The sequence below is a fragment of the Streptomyces sp. NPDC041970 genome, assembly GCF_055588985.1.
In genome coordinates this window covers 27,971-41,883 of sequence record NZ_JBVJCD010000037.1, presented here as the reverse complement: position 1 = coordinate 41,883, position 13,913 = coordinate 27,971, and the positions used below count along the sequence as shown (strand labels likewise).

The following is a 13,913-nucleotide window of genomic DNA, read 5'->3' as shown; positions in this document are numbered from 1 at the left end:
AGTAAGGTCGTGGCAGCAAGAGGAACCCCCCCCCCCCCCCCCCCCCCCCCCCCTGCCCCCCCCCCCCCCCCCCGCTCCGAGTGCTGTGCTTGCGTGTCCATCGCGGCCGAAGCCTATCCGGCCGCGACGGGACCGCGGGCGGCAGCTCAGTTGTCGCGCTTCTCCTTGATCTTCGCGGCCTTGCCGCGCAGCTCACGGAGGAAGTACAGCTTGGCGCGGCGGACGTCGCCGCGGGAGACCAGCTCGATCTTCTCGAAGATCGGGCTGTGCACCGGGAAGGTGCGCTCGACGCCGACGCTGAAGGAGACCTTGCGGACCGTGAAGGTCTCGCTGACGCCCGAGCCCTGGCGGCGGATGACGACGCCCTTGAACTGCTGGATACGGGAGCGGTTGCCCTCGATCACGCGCACGTGGACGTTGACGGTGTCACCGGGGCGGAACGCCGGGACGTCCGTACGGAGGGAGGCGGCGTTGACGCCATCGAGCAGGGAGGTCATGTTTTCTGCTTTCTTCGTCGATGCCACAGGTCATCGACGGAATGTCGGTGAGAGGTTCGGAGGGCCGATCGCGTCGGGCGGGCGTCTTTCCCCCTGTGGCAGGGGCGCACGCCGGACGTACGGCAGCGGCCTATTCTTCCACGGCCGGGGGTCTGCGCCAAAATCGGCCGCCGGGCTCCGGCGCCCAGCCGAGGATGGACAGGATCTCGCGGTCCTTCTTGTCGAAGGCGCTCGCCTCGCACCGCTCGATCAGGTCCGGCCGGTTCAGGGCGGTGCGGGCGAAGGCCTGGTCCCGCCGCCAGCGCGCGATCTTCCCGTGGTGGCCGCTCAGCAGGACCTCCGGGATGGACCGGCCGCGCCACTCGGGCGGCTTGGTGTAGACGGGCCCCTCCAGGAGGTTGGCCATCGCGCCCGGCGCGAAGGAGTCGTCCCGGTGCGACTCGGCGTTGCCGAGGACGCCCGGCAGCAGCCGGGCCACGGCCTCCGTGACCACCAGCACGGCCGCCTCCCCGCCGGCGAGGACGTAGTCCCCGATGGAGACCTCGACGACCGGCAGCCGGGTGGCGTACTCGTCGATCACCCGGCGGTCGATGCCCTCGTAGCGGGCCGGGGTGAAGACCAGCCAGGGCCGGGCGGACAGCTCGACGGCCAGTTCCTGGGTGAACGGGCGGCCGCTGGGCGTGGGCACGACCAGGACCGGTGCGTGCGCCCCCGCCTCGTAACCGTCCGCCAGCACCGTGTCGAGCGCGTCGCCCCAGGGCTCGGTTTTCATGACCATGCCGGGGCCGCCGCCGTAGGGGGTGTCGTCGACCGTGTTGTGCCGGTCGTACGTCCACTCCCGCAGGTCGTGGACGTGGACGTCCAGGACGCCTCGGGCGCGGGCCTTGCCGACCAGGGAGACGTTCAGCGGCTCCAGGTACTCCGGGAAGATCGTGACGACGTCGAGCCGCATCAGCCGTCGCCCTTCGGCGCCCCGCCCGCGTCCCCGGAAGCCGGCTCCGGCTCCCCGTCGCCGGAGGAGGCCACCACGGCCTCGTCCTCGTCGAGCAGGCCGGGCGGCGGGGTGATGACCGCGCGCTGCTCCTCCAGGTCGATCTCGGCGACGATCTCCTCCACGAACGGGATCATCACCTCGCTGCCGTCGGGGCGCTCCACGATGAACAGGTCCTGGGAGGGCAGGTGGGAGATCTCGGTGATCCGGCCGACCTCGGTCCCGTCGGCGAGGACCACGTCGAGGTCGATCAACTGGTGGTCGTAGAACTCCTCGGGGTCCTCCGGAAGCTCCTCGGGGTCCACCTCGGCGATCAGCAGGGTGTTGCGCAGGGCCTCCGCGCCGGTGCGGTCGCGCACGCCCTCGAAACGCAGCAGGAGCCGGCCGCTGTGGACCCGGCCCGACTCGATCGTCAGCGGGCCCGTCGCCGCCGGTTCGGTGGCGAGGACCGCGCCGGGCCCGAGCCGCAGCTCGGGCTCGTCCGTTCGTACCTCGACGGTGACCTCGCCCTTGATGCCGTGGGCGCGGCCGATCCGCGCGACTACCAACTGCACGCTGTTCTCCGATTGATGGGGGTGCGGACGCGACGTGATGGGGGTGCGGGCGCGACGGCGGGGACGGCGCGCCGCGGAGTGGCCGACGACAAAGGCCGGGGACGGCCCGAAGACCCTCCCCGGCCCTGGCCGGTGTTCAACTTCTCTCAGCGAACCTGGTCCACATCGACGAGGTCGACGCGGATCCCGCGGCCGCCGATGGCTCCCACGACCGTACGCAGGGCGCGGGCGGTGCGGCCGTTGCGGCCGATCACCTTGCCGAGGTCCTCGGGGTGGACCCGAACCTCCAGCACGCGCCCGCGGCGCAGGGTGCGCGAGGCAACCTGCACGTCGTCGGGGTTGTCGACAATGCCCTTCACGAGGTGCTCGAGAGCCTCCTCGAGCATGATCAGGCCTCGGTCGACTCGGTGGACGCGGCAGCGTCAGCAGCCTCGTCCGCCTTCTTGTCGGACTTCTTGGCCTTGGGGGTGATGGCCTCACCCTTGGCCTCGTCGCCGTCGGCGGACAGCGCCTCGAACAGTGCGCGCTTGTCGGCCTTGGGCTCCGGCTGCAGCAGCGGCGCGGGGGCCGGGAGGCCCTTGTGGGCCTGCCAGTCACCGGTGAGCTTCAGGATCGCGAGGACCGGCTCGGTCGGCTGGGCGCCGACGGACAGCCAGTACTGCGCGCGCTCCGAGTTGACCTCGATGCGCGACGGGTTCTGCACCGGGTGGTACAGGCCGATCTCCTCGATGGCCCGGCCGTCACGGCGGGTACGGGAGTCGGCGACGACGATGCGGTAGTGAGGCGAACGGATCTTGCCCAGACGCTTCAGCTTGATCTTGACTGCCACGGAAGTGGTGTCTCCTGGTCTATGACGTGGTTGGGCACAACTAGATGCCACGTGGGGTTGCGGTACTCGGAGTGCCCGATGGACGCGTCAGCCGGAGGAGAGAGGGGTCCTGTGCGACTGTCGAGTACAGCTAGCCATTGTGCCACACCCCATCGGCTCACCTCACCGCGACCGCCGCTTCCGGAATGCGGAACGGCTTGCCGCAGCCGCCGCAGACGATCGGCGCCTGGGCCAGGACCGACGGGACGACGCGGACGTTGCGTCCGCAGTCGCAGACGGCCTTGACCCGCACACCGCCCCCGGAGGACCCGTGCCGGGCGGCGGGCCCGCGGAAGGAGCGCTTGGTGTCGGCGGCGGTGGCGACCGTGTGGGCCTTGAGGGCGCGCTGCAGGCGCTCGGCGGTCGGGCGGTACCGCCGCTTGGCCTCCGGATTCAGCGTCACCAGCGAGAATCCGCTGCTGGGGTGGGGTTCCTCGGCGTGGTCGAGGCCCAGCTCCTCGGCGATCGCGAGGAAGCGTCGGTTGTGGTAACGGCCGGCGCGGGAGGTGTCGCGGACACCTCTCGCGGCGGCGATGCCGTGGACTGCCTCGTGGAGCAGTCGTTCGAAGGAGAGCTCGGCGCCACAGGCGGACGACGACTCTCCGATCAGGGACTCGGGCGCGGCGAGATCGGGCAGCTCGGGGTGGTACCGCTGAATGTCGGCCCACGCCTGTGCCAGCTCTGCGGCAAGTACAGGTGGTGTCGTGCTCACGTCGTGACAACGAGCCCGAGTGCCCCGGTGTTCCTATTCCGGGGCATCCCAAATAATTTGCACGTACCAGTCAGTTGCCCTTGATGCGTCCGGACGAGGGCGCGTGCGCCGAACTGCGGAGAAGGCGTGCAGCTCACATCAAGGTGGTGCGTAGCGCCGAGGCGGCCGGCGCGACGGTCGTGCGGAGCGCCCAGGCCCCGCGGCCCTTGCGAAGTCGCCCGAGAGACTACCCGCCGACGCCTTCGACGTGCTCGGCGCGGGGTGCCGGGTGAGACTGGTCGCAGAGCGGGCGCGGTTCGCGGGCATCGGGCGACCGGGCGCCGGCCGGCGTCCGTCACGCCGCCGGCGCGGTGCGCCGCCCACGGCCGCTCCCGTCCCACGACGGCGTGGGCGGGCCGGGGCGCACGAGCCGGTGGCGGGGCGTACGACCGGAGCACCCGCGCAGTGCTCCACGACCCCTGGACGGAACGGCGGATGCGCAGTTCCCTGGCTTACGGGGGTGCGGGTATCCCGCACGCGGGGGGCCGTCCATTCGGGCACGATCGACCTCTTGGCGGATTGGGGCGCTTTCCATGACACCAACGCTCGTCCGGAACCACCCGGACGCGGACCGCTCCGCGTCGGCGGACTCCGGTACCCGCGCGCGCGACTGGGCCGAGATCCAGGAACGAATGCTGGCCCCGCTCTACGAGGCGGTGTACGACCGCCTGGAAGTCGGGGCCGCGACCCGGATGCTGTCGCTCGGCTGCGGTTCCGGGCTGGCCATGCTCGTCGCGGCGGCCCGCGGTGCGCATGTCACCGGCGTGGACTCCGACCGGGAGCGCCTGGCGCTGGCCCGCGCGCGGCTGCTGCCCGACGCCGGGGGAGACGGTGCTCCGGCCCGCCGCCGGGCCCGACTGCTGGCGGACGGCGAACCGGCGGGCGGCCCGGACGGCGCCGCGTACACCCTGGTCACGGCCTTCGAGCCGATCGGCTGCGCGGCCGGTGACGCCGAGGGGCTGGCGCCCGCGCTGGAGTCGGCGGTGCCGCTTGCGGCGCGGGGGGCCGCCGTGGTGCTGACCGGGTGGGGTCCGCCCGAGCGGTGCGCCACGGCGGCGGTGCTGAGGGTGGCCGCGCGGCTCGCGGAGTCCGCGCGCCCGCCGCGTACGGGCCCCGGCGGCTTGCGGCCGATCCTGCGGGACGACCTGGAGGACGTGGCGCGGCGGGCCGGGCTGCGGCCGGACGGTTCGGGGCGGGTGTCGTGCCCGTTCGGGTACGCGGACACGGACAGCGCGGTGCGCGGGCTGCTGTCGACCGGGCTGTTCGACGCCGCCGTACGGGCCACCGACCGCTCCCAGGTGGAGAAGGAGGTCGCGGAGGCCCTGCATCCGTACCGGCGGCAGGACGGCACGGTGTGGATGCCCAACGTCTTCCGCTACCTGGTGTGCGCGACCTGACCGGACGCGGGCGGCACGCGTAAGGGGCGCCCCCGAGAGAGGGCGCCCCTTACGCGGTGGTGCGGTTACATGAACTTCTTGAACTCGTCCGGCAGCTCGAAGCTCTTGTCCTCCTGGGCGGGGAGGCCGAACGCGCCGCCCTGGGCCGCCGCCTGCTCGCGACGGGCGGCCGCGGCCTGCTCCTCGGCCTTGCGCTTCATGGGGTTGCCGCTCTTGCGCTTGCCCTTGGCCTGCTTGACCTGCTTCTTCTGGCGGCCGGGGCCGCCGCCCATGCCGGGGATCCCCGGCATCCCCGGCATTCCGCCGCCCTGGGCCATCTTCGACATCATCTTGCGGGCCTCGAAGAAGCGCTCCACCAGGCTCTTGACGGCGGAGACGTCGACGCCCGAGCCCTTGGCGATGCGGGCGCGGCGCGAGCCGTTGATGATCGTCGGCTCGGCGCGCTCCTTGGGGGTCATCGACTTGATGATCGCGGCGGTGCGGTCGATGTCGCGCTCGTCGATGTTGTTGATCTGGTCCTTGATCTGCCCCATGCCGGGCAGCATCCCGAGCAGCTTGGAGATGGAGCCCATCTTGCGGACCTGCTCCATCTGGGCCAGGAAGTCGTCGAGGGTGAAGTCCTTCCCACCCTTGCTCGACTGCAGCTTGGAGGCCATCTTGGCGGCCTCTTCCTGGCTGAACGTCTTCTCCGCCTGCTCGATCAGGGTGAGCAGGTCGCCCATGTCGAGGATGCGGGAGGCCATCCGGTCCGGGTGGAACGCGTCGAAGTCCTCCAGCTTCTCGCCGTTCGACGCGAACATGATCTGCTTGCCCGTGACGTGGGCGATCGACAGGGCCGCGCCGCCGCGGGCGTCGCCGTCGAGCTTGGAGAGCACCACGCCGTCGAAGCCGACGCCGTCGCGGAAGGCCTCCGCGGTGTTGACCGCGTCCTGACCGATCATCGCGTCGACGACGAAGAGGATCTCGTCGGGGCTGACGGCGTCGCGGATGTCCGCGGCCTGCCGCATCAGCTCCTGGTCGATGCCGAGGCGGCCGGCGGTGTCGACGATGACGACGTCGTGGACCTTGGTCCTGGCGAACTCGATGGAGTCCTTGGCGACCCGGACCGGGTCGCCGACGCCGTTGCCCGGCTCGGGGGCGTACACCGCGACGCCGGCGCGCTCGGCGACGACGCTCAACTGGTTGACGGCGTTGGGGCGCTGGAGGTCGCAGGCGACGAGCAGCGGGGAGTGGCCCTGGGCCTTGAGCCAGAGGCCGAGCTTTCCGGCCAGCGTCGTCTTGCCCGCGCCCTGGAGGCCGGCGAGCATGATCACGGTGGGCGGGTTCTTGGCGAACCGCAGCCGCCGGGTCTCGCCGCCGAGGATGGAGACGAGCTCCTCGTTGACGATCTTGACGACCTGCTGGGCGGGGTTCAGCGCCTGGGAGACCTCGACGCCGCGCGCCCGCTCCTTCACGTTGGCGATGAAGGCCCGGACCACGGGCAGGGCGACGTCGGCTTCCAGCAGGGCGATACGGATCTCGCGTGCCGTGGCGTCGATGTCCGCCTCGGACAAGCGGCCCTTGCCCCTGAGGTTCTTGAAAGTGGCGCTAAGGCGGTCGGAGAGAGTATCGAACACGGCGCTCGTCGGTCCTCAGGGTCGGGGGCGGGGCAGGTCGGTCGCCCTCCAGGGTATCCGGCCCCCGGAGGACGCCGACCCCGCGTCCGGGCCAGGGGTCAGCCGAGGGCCTTCTCCACCTGGCCGGCGACCTCGGCGGCCCGGTGGGCGGGCAGCGGTCCCCCGTCGCCCCCGGTGACGTAGAAGGCGTCCACGGCGTTGGCCCCGAGGGTGGAGACGTGGGCGCTGCGCACCCGTACGCCGCTGTGCTCCAGGGCGCGGCCGATCCGGTGCAGCAGCCCCGGAGCGTCCTGCGCGCGCACCTCGATGACGGTGGCGCGCCGGGAGCCCGACGCGGCGACCGTGACGCGGGGCGGCGGGGCCGCGGCGCCTCGGCGGCGGGGGTGGGCGGCGTCCCGTTCCGCGAGGCGGCCGCGGATGTCCAGGGAGCCGTCGAGGGCGCGGACCAGGTCGGCGCGGAGCCGGGCGGCCTGCGGGAGGGGGCCGTACGCGGCGGCGACCCGCCAGCTCAGCAGCAGCAGGTCGGCGGTTGCGCCCGGTTCGCCGGGCGGTTCGACGGAGCGCAGGTCGGCGGAGCGGACGGTGAGGCGGTGCAGGGCGAGGACCCCGGCGGCGGCGGGCAGGACGCCGGGGCGGTCGGGCAGGGCGATGAGGAGTTCGACGCCGACGGGTTCCGCGGCGCCGTCCCCGGCGGGCGGGTCGGGCCGGGCGTGCAGGGCGAGGGCGGGTTCGCCGGTGCGCGCGGCCTCGGCGGCCAGGCGCTCGTGCTCGGCGCGGGGGGCCGCCTCCGCGGGTTCCGGGGGCGGCTCCCCGGCGAGGGCGGCGGCGACGCGTCGGACGAGGTCGTCGACCAGGTGGGCGCGCCAGGCGCTCCAGGCGGCGGGCCCGGTGGCGAGCGCGTCGGCCTCGGTGAGGGCGTGCAGCAGTTCCAGGGTGGCGGTGCTGGAGACGGCGGCGGCGACGGACCGCACGGTGGCCGGGTCGTCGAGGTCGCGGCGGGTGGCGGTCTCCACGAGCAGCAGGTGGTGGCGGACGAGGGTGGCGATGACGTCGGCGTCGTGCCGGTCGAACCCGATGCGGGCGGCCGTCTCCCGCGCGATGACCGCGCCGGCCGCGCTGTGGTCGCCGGGGCGCCCCTTGCCGATGTCGTGGAGCAGGGCGGCGACGAGCAGGAGGTCGGGGCGGTGGACGCGACGGGTGAGGGAGGCGGCGCGGACGGCGGTCTCCACCAGGTGCCGGTCGACGGTCCAGGTGTGGACGGGATTGCGCTGGGGACGGCAGCGGATCTGCTCCCAGGCGGGCAGCAGCCGGGTGACGACCCCCTCGGCTTCGAGCGCCTCCCAGACGGCGACGGCGGCCTCGCCCGCGCCGAGCAGGGTGACCAGTTCGTCGCGGGCCTCGGGGGGCCACGGCGTGGGCAGCGGCGGGGCGGTGGCCGCCAGGTGGCGGACGAGGTGGCGGGAGAGCGGCAGCCCGGCCTCGGCGGCGGCCGCGGCCGCGCGCAGCACGAGGACCGGGTCGCGTTCGGGGCGGGCGGCGCGGGCGAGGACCACTTCGCCGTCGGCCTCCACCACCCCGTCGGCCAGCGGGGTGCGCGCGGGGGCGTTCCGCGGGGCGCGGCCGCCGAGCAGCGCGCGGAGCCCGGTGCGGGTCGTGCGGGCCCGCAGCACCCGGTCGACCTCGCGCCAGGTGACGTCGGTGGCGTACGAGATGGTGCGGGCGGCCCCGTACACCTGGCGCAGCAGGGCGTCGGCGTCCGGCAGGCCGAGCGCGCGGGCGACCTCGTCCTGGTCCTGGAGGGTGAGGCGGTCGGTGGCCCGGCCGGTGGTGAGGTGGAGGGCGTCGCGGGCGTCCAGGAGGGTGCGGCGGGCCTCGGCCAGTCCTTCGCGCGGGGCGTCGGCGATCCAGGAGGCGGCCACCGCGCGCAGGGCCGTGGCGTCGCGGAGGCCGCCGCGGGCCTCTTTCAGATCGGGTTCCAGTAGGTACGAAAGTTCGCCCGCGCGTTCGCCGCGCTCCCGGCACAGGGCGCGGAGGGCGGGGAGGCGGCGGGGGGCCTGGTCGCGCCAGTCGGCGAGGACGGCGGTGCGCAGGGCGGCGGCGAGGCGCGGGTCCCCGGCGACCGGGCGGGCGTCGAGCAGGCCGAGCTGGACGCGGAGGTCCTCGTCCGCGGCTTTGCGGGCCTCGCCGGGGGTGCGTACGGAGTGGTCGAGGGCCAGGCCCAGGTCCCAGACCGGGTACCAGAGGGCGTCGGCCAGGGCGGTGAGGGCCGCCGGCCGGGCGCTGCCGTCGTGCAGGAGGAGCAGGTCGAGGTCGCTGCGCGGGGAGAGCTCGCCTCGGCCGTAGCCGCCGACGGCGACGAGGGCCGCGCCGGGCGTCCCGGCGCGCGCGGCGGCCGAGGCGAACAGGCCGGCGAGCCAGTCGTCGGTGAGGCGGGCGAGGGCCGCGCGGCGCGGCGGCCCGGACGGCCCCCGGCGGCGCAGGAGGCGCAGCCGGGCCGCCGCGTAGCCGCCGGGTCCCGGCGCGTGGACGGCGGTGGTCGTGTCGTTCGTCACCCGGCTGCCCTTCCGTTCAGGGGACGTCGGTCACAGGGCGTCGGGGCCGCGTTCGCCGGTCCGTACGCGGACGGCGGTCTCGACCGGGACGCTCCACACCTTGCCGTCGCCGATCTTGCCGGTGCGGGCGGCCTTGACGACGACCTCGATGAGCTGGTCGGCGTCCTCGTCCTCGACGAGGATTTCGACGCGGATCTTGGGGACCAGGTCGACGGTGTACTCGGCGCCCCGGTAGACCTCGGTGTGGCCGCGCTGGCGTCCGTATCCGCTGGCCTCGGAGACGGTGAGCCCCTGGACGCCGAAGGCCTGGAGGGCCTCCTTGATCTCGTCCAGCCGGTGGGGCTTCACGACCGCGGTGATGAGCTTCATGCGTCCACCTTCTTCGCCTGGGGTGCTGCTGTCGGGGAGGGTGCGGCGGTGCGGGAGGCCGTGCCGCCGCCGGCGCCGCTGAAGTCGTACGCCGTCTCGGCGTGCTCGACCTGGTCGATGCCGGAGACCTCGTCGTCCTCGGGGACCCGCATCCCGATGGTCCGCTGGAGGAGCAGGGCGATGAGGGCGGAGGCGACCAGGGAGTAGGCGAAGACGGCGACGACGCCGAGCGTCTGCTTGCCGAGCTGTTCGAGGCCGCCGCCGTAGAGGAGGCCCTTGGCGTCGGACTGGACGCCGCCGGTGGCGAAGAGGCCGACGAGGAGGGAGCCGATGACGCCGCCGACGAGGTGGACGCCGATGACGTCGAGGGAGTCGTCGTAGCCGAAGCGGTACTTCAGGCCGACCGCCATGGCGCACAGGACACCGGCGACGGCGCCGATGGCGAGGGCGCCGAGCGGGCTGACGGAGCCGCCCGCCGGGGTGATGGCGACGAGGCCGGCGACCGCGCCGGAGGCGGCGCCCAGCGTGGTGCAGGCGCCGTGGCGCAGCTTCTCGTAGCCGAGCCAGGCCAGGACGGCGGCGGCCGCGGCGACCTGGGTGTTGAGGAACATGACCGCGCCGACGCCGTCGTCGTTGCCGAGCCAGGAGCCGGCGTTGAAGCCGAACCAGCCGAACCACAGCAGGGCCGCGCCCAGCATGACGAGCGGCAGGCTGTGCGGCCGCATGAGGTCCCTGCCGAAGCCGACGCGCTTGCCGATCACGAGGATCACGCCGAGGGCCGCCGCACCGGCGTTGATGTGGACGGCCGTGCCGCCGGCGAAGTCGATGACGCCCATCTCGAAGAGCCAGCCGCCCGCGCCCCAGACCCAGTGGGCGACGGGGAAGTAGACGGCGGTGACCCACAGGACGACGAAGAGCGCCCACGCGGTGAACTTCACCCGGTCGGCCAGCGCCCCGCTGATCAGGGCCGGGGTGAGGACGGCGAACATCAGTTGGAAGGCGGCGAAGACGTAGACCGGGATGGTGTAGCCGTCCCAGAGCTCGGTGACGCCGATCCCGCTGAGGCCGACGTAGTCGGCGCTCCATCCGACGACCGAGCCGGCGTCGGCGCCGAAGGCCAGGCTGAACCCGTAGAGCACCCACAGGACGGTCACGATCCCGAGGCTGATGAAGCTCATCATCAGCATGTTGAGGGTGCTCTTGACGCGGACCATGCCTCCGTAGAAGAAGGCCAGGCCGGGGGTCATGAGCATCACCAGGGCGGAGCAGATGAGCATGAACCCGGTGTTGGCGGCAGACAGGTGGGGGCCGTCTGCGGCGAGTGTCGTGATGCCTGGGCGCATCGGCGTCTCCTCGTCGTCGGTGCGGGCGCGGTGTGCGGGGACGCCGCGGGCGGGCTGGCCGGTTGTGCGCCCTGAGCCTGGCGGAGCGCCGTTTCGGGGGATGCCGCACGGTGTTACGCGAGCGTGACGAGGAGCAGCGGTGTGTTACGTCCGCGTGACGCCGGGGCGAAGCGGCGGCGTCAGGACCGCACCGCGGCGCGCGCGGCCGGGGCGCCGGGGGCGCGGACCGCACGGATCCGGCCGCGGCGGACTCGTCCGCGCGACCGGGCGCCGGAGGGGCGGCGGGCCGGTCAGAGGGCTTCGGCGGTCTCGGGCAGTTGCTCGTGGAGGAGTTCGGTGAGCCGGGCGACCTCGGCGACGTCGCCGAAGTCGCGGGCGGCGGTGTCGACGGTCTTGCGCAGGCGGGTGTTCACCCGCTCGGAGCGGACCTTCTTGGCGATCCGCAGGGCGCGGGCGGCGAGCACGGTGGACTGCTCCGGCTCGCGCTGCAGGAGGTGGACGGTGGCCATGCCGATGAGGTTGAGCGCGTAGGAGCGCTGGTGCTCGTCGTCCTCGCCGAACAGCTCGACCGCCTTCTCCATGACGGGCTCGGCGAGCGAGGCGTAGGCGGGGCTGCGGCCGGCGACGTAGGCGAGGTCGCGGTAGGAGTGGGCGTTCTCACCGTTCAGCTCGGCCTCGGAGAAGAAGCGGATCCAGTCGGGCTCGGGCTCGCCGTCCAGCCCGGCGTCCAGGAAGGTGTCCTCGGCCATCCGGACGGCCCGCTTGCACTTGCCGGGCTGGCCCATGTTGGCGTAGGCGCGGGCCTCCATGGCGTACAGCATGGCCTGGGTACGGGAGGTGGCGCAGTCGCGGCTGCCGTACTGCGCGAGGTGGATCAGCTCCAGGGCGTCGTCGGGGCGGCCCAGGTGGATCATCTGGCGGCTCATGCTGGACAGGATGTAGCTGCCGAGCGGCTTGTCCCCGGCCTCCTTGGCGGCGTGCAGGGCGAGCACGAAGTACTTCTGGGCGGTGGGCTGGAGGCCGACGTCGTAGCTCATCCAGCCGGCCAGCTCGGCCAGTTCGGCGGCGCAGCGGAAGAGGCGCCGGGCGGTGGGGCCGGGCTGCGGCTCCTGGAGCAGGTCGGTGACCTCGTGGAGCTGGCCGACGACGGCCTTGCGGCGCAGTCCGCCGCCGCACTGGGCGTCCCACTGCCGGAACATCGCGGTGGTCGACTCCAGCAGGTCGAGCTCGGGCGGGGAGAGCTTGGAGGGGCGGTGGGGGGTCGGGGCGTCCGCCTCGTCGGCGCCGCGGGCGGGGACGGGCACCAGCCAGCGCTGCATGGGCTCGATGAGCGAGGGGCCGGCGGCCAGTGCGAGCGAGCTGCCGAGGAAGCCGCGCCGGGCGAGCATCAGGTCGCTGCGGGAGAACTCGCTGAGCAGGGCGACCGTCTGGGGCCCGGCCCAGGGCAGGTCGACGCCGGAGACCGAGGGCGACTGGTGGGCGGTGCGCAGGCCGAGGTCCTCGACGGCGACGACGGCGCCGAAGCGCTCGGAGAACAGCTCGGAGAGGATGCGCGGGATGGGCTCCCGCGGCTGCTCCCCGTCCAGCCAGCGCCGCACCCGCGAGGTGTCGGTGCTGATGTGGTGCGCGCCCATCTGCCGTGCCCGCCGGTTCACCTGGCGGGCCAGCTCGCCCTTGGACCAGCCGCTGCGGACGAACCACGATCCCAACTGCCCGTTGGGGCGCTTCCCGGCGTCCGTCCCGCCCGCACCGCTGCCACTCACTGGAACGCCCCCATCCCCGCCGAAACCTCGTCGCGCGAACCACTATCAGAATGCCGTGCATCGGCGCTGTTCGTACGGGAGTCCCACACCATTGAACAGGAAGTCGGGCTGCCTGGGGCATACCCGTGGGTGCACATGCTCCCAGGGTTCGGGTACCGACGGTAATCCTACGATCACCACCTCGGCGAGGGGGGCCCCGGAAACGCCACCATTCGCCACCCCTTCGAGGGAACCCGACTGCCGCCCGGCACGCTTGACTTGGGCGATCACGACCGTATGACGAGCGGATGGACGCACTCAGGGGCGCGCGCCCCGTGCCGCGCTCCCTGGCGCACTACCGCGCACACCACCCGAACGTGTCGCGGCGACGGAGGGTCACCCGCGGACCGCGCGACGTAACCACCGCTGACTTGGACCCGTTGGAGGGGGTATGGGCTTCACGATCGGCGGCAGCCGGGAGATCCGATCCGGTGCGCGGCGGCGCTCCCGCGGCGTCGAAGCCACCGCGGTGGCCGCGTACACGGGGCTGTGGGGCTGGGACGTGGCGCCCGGCGCGCGGGCCGTGGCCGGCTCCTGTTCGTGCGGCGACCCGGCGTGCCCCGCGCCCGGAGCCCACCCGCTGGGCTTCGCCCGCGAGGTCCCGGCCGGCTCCGGGCTGGAGCGCGCGGCGGACGCCTGGGCCGAGACGCCGGGCGCGGCGATGCTGCTGCCGGTGGGCCGCTCCTTCGACGTCCTGGAGGTCGCGGAGCAGGCAGGGCGGCGCGCCCTGGTGCGGATGGAGCGGATGGGGCTGCCGCTGGGGCCGGTGGCGGTGACGCCGACCGGTCGGGCGCAGTTCTTCGTCGCGCCGGGGGCCGCCGCCGGACTGCCCGGACTGCTCTACCGGATGGGCTGGGATGACGCCCGCCTCGACCTGCGCGCCCTGGGCGCTGGGTCGTACGTCACCGCGCCGCCCTCCGACCTCGGCGGCCTCGGCCCGGTCCGCTGGCTGCGCCCCCCGGAGCTGGACCCGGCGGCCGCTCCCCCGCAGGCGCGGCTGCTGCTGGGGACGCTGGCGTACGTCTGCCACCGCTCGTAGGGCCCCGGGGGGGGGGGGGGGGGGGGGGGGGGGGGGGGGGGGGGGGGGGGGGGGGGGGGGGGGGGGGGGGGGGGGGGGGGGGAGGGGGGGGGGGGAGGGGAGGAAAGGCACAAAGCTACCCGAATACCCCCCCG

Annotated in this window: 13 protein-coding genes; 2 read left to right on the top strand and 11 right to left on the bottom strand. The window is 73.8% G+C overall.

Annotated features, from left to right (window positions below; translation table 11 throughout):
- Positions 1-146: 146 nt before the first annotated feature.
- From rplS to ACZ6EJ_RS18900, 6 genes are all read right to left on the bottom strand, one after another.
- The gene (gene rplS / locus ACZ6EJ_RS18925; RefSeq protein WP_469268432.1) at positions 147-497 is read right to left on the bottom strand and encodes a 50S ribosomal protein L19; all 351 of its coding nucleotides are present in this window, start codon (positions 495-497) and stop codon (positions 147-149) included.
- A 130-nt stretch (positions 498-627) separates the two neighbouring features.
- Positions 628-1,449: a tRNA (guanosine(37)-N1)-methyltransferase TrmD gene (gene trmD / locus ACZ6EJ_RS18920; RefSeq protein ID WP_469268431.1), complete on the bottom strand. Its 822-nt coding sequence runs from the start codon at positions 1,447-1,449 to the stop codon at positions 628-630.
- Positions 1,449-2,042: a ribosome maturation factor RimM gene (gene rimM, locus ACZ6EJ_RS18915; RefSeq protein ID WP_469268429.1), complete on the bottom strand. Its 594-nt coding sequence runs from the start codon at positions 2,040-2,042 to the stop codon at positions 1,449-1,451. Before rimM ends, trmD begins: the two co-directional genes overlap by 1 nt.
- Before the next feature lie 146 nt (positions 2,043-2,188).
- Positions 2,189-2,428, bottom strand: a complete 240-nt coding sequence (locus ACZ6EJ_RS18910; protein WP_066978740.1) for an RNA-binding protein — start codon at positions 2,426-2,428, stop codon at positions 2,189-2,191.
- Between the two features lie 2 nt (positions 2,429-2,430).
- Entirely contained in the window at positions 2,431-2,871 is a 441-nt protein-coding gene (gene rpsP, locus ACZ6EJ_RS18905; RefSeq protein WP_018488710.1) for a 30S ribosomal protein S16, read from the bottom strand.
- A 157-nt stretch (positions 2,872-3,028) separates the two neighbouring features.
- A complete protein-coding gene (locus ACZ6EJ_RS18900) occupies positions 3,029-3,622 on the bottom strand; it encodes a hypothetical protein (protein WP_469268428.1) in 594 nt (197 codons plus the stop codon).
- Between the two features lie 572 nt (positions 3,623-4,194).
- Here ACZ6EJ_RS18900 and ACZ6EJ_RS18895 point away from each other — a divergent pair.
- Positions 4,195-5,058 carry a methyltransferase domain-containing protein gene (locus ACZ6EJ_RS18895; RefSeq protein ID WP_469268426.1) on the top strand — a complete coding sequence of 288 codons (864 nt, stop codon included), beginning with the start codon at positions 4,195-4,197 and terminating at the stop codon, positions 5,056-5,058.
- A gap of 65 nt (positions 5,059-5,123) precedes the next feature.
- Here the strand turns inward: ACZ6EJ_RS18895 and ffh are convergent, their stop codons facing one another.
- The 5 genes from ffh to nsdA form a co-directional block, all read right to left on the bottom strand.
- On the bottom strand, positions 5,124-6,674 hold the full coding sequence (gene ffh, locus ACZ6EJ_RS18890; protein WP_469268424.1) for a signal recognition particle protein: 1,551 nt from the start codon (positions 6,672-6,674) through the stop codon (positions 5,124-5,126).
- Positions 6,675-6,772: 98 nt separating this feature from the next.
- Complete coding sequence (locus ACZ6EJ_RS18885) at positions 6,773-9,226, bottom strand: [protein-PII] uridylyltransferase (protein WP_469268422.1); 2,454 nt, start codon at positions 9,224-9,226, stop codon at positions 6,773-6,775.
- Between the two features lie 30 nt (positions 9,227-9,256).
- Positions 9,257-9,595 (bottom strand): P-II family nitrogen regulator, encoded by a 339-nt coding sequence (locus ACZ6EJ_RS18880; RefSeq protein ID WP_469268421.1) that lies wholly within the window; start codon positions 9,593-9,595, stop codon positions 9,257-9,259.
- The gene (locus ACZ6EJ_RS18875; protein ID WP_469268419.1) at positions 9,592-10,938 is read right to left on the bottom strand and encodes an ammonium transporter; all 1,347 of its coding nucleotides are present in this window, start codon (positions 10,936-10,938) and stop codon (positions 9,592-9,594) included. The genes ACZ6EJ_RS18880 and ACZ6EJ_RS18875 overlap by 4 nt, the downstream gene beginning before the upstream one ends.
- A gap of 290 nt (positions 10,939-11,228) precedes the next feature.
- Complete coding sequence (nsdA, locus tag ACZ6EJ_RS18870; RefSeq protein WP_469268417.1) at positions 11,229-12,701, bottom strand: transcriptional repressor NsdA; 1,473 nt, start codon at positions 12,699-12,701, stop codon at positions 11,229-11,231.
- 430 nt (positions 12,702-13,131) lie between these two features.
- Between nsdA and ACZ6EJ_RS18865 the strand changes: the two genes are divergently transcribed.
- Entirely contained in the window at positions 13,132-13,779 is a 648-nt protein-coding gene (locus ACZ6EJ_RS18865) for a bifunctional DNA primase/polymerase (protein WP_469268416.1), read from the top strand.
- The last annotated feature ends 134 nt before the right edge of the window (positions 13,780-13,913 follow it).

Bases quoted from the DNA above. Each gene is read 5' to 3' on its own strand.
- ACZ6EJ_RS18865 (WP_469268416.1), top strand. From the start codon at position 13,132: ATGGGCTTCACGATCGGCGGCAGCCGGGAGATCCGATCCGGTGCGCGG.
- trmD (WP_469268431.1), bottom strand. From the start codon at position 1,449: ATGCGGCTCGACGTCGTCACGATCTTCCCGGAGTACCTGGAGCCGCTG.
- ACZ6EJ_RS18875 (WP_469268419.1), bottom strand. From the start codon at position 10,938: ATGCGCCCAGGCATCACGACACTCGCCGCAGACGGCCCCCACCTGTCT.
- ACZ6EJ_RS18895 (WP_469268426.1), top strand. From the start codon at position 4,195: ATGACACCAACGCTCGTCCGGAACCACCCGGACGCGGACCGCTCCGCG.
- ACZ6EJ_RS18880 (WP_469268421.1), bottom strand. From the start codon at position 9,595: ATGAAGCTCATCACCGCGGTCGTGAAGCCCCACCGGCTGGACGAGATC.
- rplS (WP_469268432.1), bottom strand. From the start codon at position 497: ATGACCTCCCTGCTCGATGGCGTCAACGCCGCCTCCCTCCGTACGGAC.
- ACZ6EJ_RS18910 (WP_066978740.1), bottom strand. From the start codon at position 2,428: ATGCTCGAGGAGGCTCTCGAGCACCTCGTGAAGGGCATTGTCGACAAC.